The organism is Polaromonas sp. P1_G4 (genome assembly GCF_056405475.1).
Map to the genome: position 1 here is coordinate 1 of NZ_JBFUCA010000726.1, position 1,653 is coordinate 1,653.

3 protein-coding genes are annotated in these 1,653 nt (G+C 59.6%); all 3 read left to right on the forward strand.

The window, feature by feature from the left end; translation table 11 throughout:
- Window positions 1-89 precede the first annotated feature (89 nt).
- Window positions 90-557, forward strand: coding sequence for a thiosulfate oxidation carrier protein SoxY (gene soxY, locus AC1D1X_RS22695; protein WP_477669340.1), 468 nt, complete (start codon window positions 90-92; stop codon window positions 555-557).
- 50 nt (window positions 558-607) lie between these two features.
- Window positions 608-919, forward strand: a complete 312-nt coding sequence (soxZ, locus tag AC1D1X_RS22700) for a thiosulfate oxidation carrier complex protein SoxZ (protein ID WP_457280652.1) — start codon at window positions 608-610, stop codon at window positions 917-919.
- Between the two features lie 62 nt (window positions 920-981).
- Window positions 982-1,653: sulfur oxidation c-type cytochrome SoxA (soxA, locus tag AC1D1X_RS22705; RefSeq protein ID WP_477699265.1), on the forward strand; the 672-nt coding region annotated here is incomplete at its 3' end.

The window sequence follows — 1,653 nt, forward strand, 5'->3', positions numbered from 1 at the left end:
GGATAAGTACCGTTCCACGGCTTGACGTTTTTGTGTCCAATCGTTGTTAGTTTTTCAGACATTCAAGTTATATAAAAAAGGAGTTCACCATGGAACGTCGTGATTTTCTGGCCAGCAGTTCTGGCGCCACTGCGCTGGTGCTGGTAGCGGCCACCGGGCTGAACCCGGCCCACGCGCAAAACGCGCCAGGCTGGAACAAAGCCGCTTTTGACAGCAAGTCCCTGGCAGATGCCGCCAAGGCCATGGGCGCGACCAGCGCTCCGGTTGAAAGCAAGGACCTGCTGCTGCAGGCGCCCGAAATTGCCGAGAACGGCAATGTGGTGCGTGTCGGCGCGCAAAGCAACATTGCCAACACCACCCAAATTGCGCTCGTTGTCGAAAAGAACCCCAGCGCGCTGGCTGCCGTGTTCGAGATTCCCGCCGGCACCGACGCCAACGTCTCGACCAACATCAAGATGGGCCAGTCATCCAATGTTTATGCACTGGCCAAGGCCGGTGACAAGTACTTTTATGCGGTCAAGGAAGTGAAGGTGACTTTGGGCGGTTGCGGCGGTTAAGCCGTCCCGACTTCGACAACCACCACAACCCTTGAAATCAGGAGAAAAAAATGTCAGAACCGATGCGAATCCGGGCACAGGCCCAAGGCGATAAAACCACCGTGCGCGTGCTGGTGAGCCACGAAATGGAAAGCGGCCAGCGCAAGGATGCGGCCGGCAAGACCGTCCCGGCCTGGTTTATCCAGAACATCAGCGCCACCTGGAACGGCAAGACCGTGATGAGCGCGCAGTGGGGCACGGCCGTTTCCAAGAACCCTTTTGTGCAGTTCAGCTTCAAAGGTGGCAAGGCTGGCGACAAGATCGCGGTCAGCTGGGTCGACAACCACGGCGACAAGCGTACCGACGAAGCCGTCATTGCCTGAATCCCGACGGTTTCCCGCCGCGCCCCCTTTGCTGCCCCACAACGATATTTGAGGAGTCCACGATGAAGTTGAGCCTGTTTGGGCTGGCGGCCCTGGCCGCCACGGCCATCTTGTCATTGCCTGCTGCGGCGCAGAAGAGCACCGCTGAAGGTATTGCCGAATACCGCGCCATGCTGGCCGACGGCAACCCGGCCGAGCTGTACGAAGCCCGTGGCGAGGCACTCTGGAAACAGGCGCGCGGCCCCAAAAATGCCTCGCTTGAAAAATGCGACCTGGGCAAGGGCCCGGGCGTGGTGAAAGGTGCTTTCGTCGAGCTGCCGCGCTTCTTTGCCGACACCCAGCGGGTGCAGGACATGGAGTCGCGCCTGCTGACCTGCATGGAGCAATTGCAGGGTTTTAATGCCGCCGAGATCGCCAAAACTCCTTTCGGTGCGGGTGAGCAGAAGTCCATCGAGTCGCTGGTGGCCTATATCTCGGGTGAATCGCGCGACATGACCTTCAAGGTGCCGCAGTCGCACGCCAAGGAAAAGCTGATGTACGAGGTCGGCAAGAAGGTGTTTTACCTGCGCGGCGGACCTTACGACTTTTCCTGTGCATCCTGCCATGGTGAAGACAACAAGCGTGTCCGCCTGCAGGATTTGCCCAACCTCACCAAACAGCCCGGCGCCGGCAACGGTTTTGGCGCCTGGCCGGCCTACCGGGTCTCAAGCGGGGATCTGTGGAGCATGCAGCGC

Bases quoted from the DNA above. Each gene is read 5' to 3' on its own strand.
- soxZ (WP_457280652.1), top strand. From the start codon at position 608: ATGTCAGAACCGATGCGAATCCGGGCACAGGCCCAAGGCGATAAAACC.
- soxY (WP_477669340.1), top strand. From the start codon at position 90: ATGGAACGTCGTGATTTTCTGGCCAGCAGTTCTGGCGCCACTGCGCTG.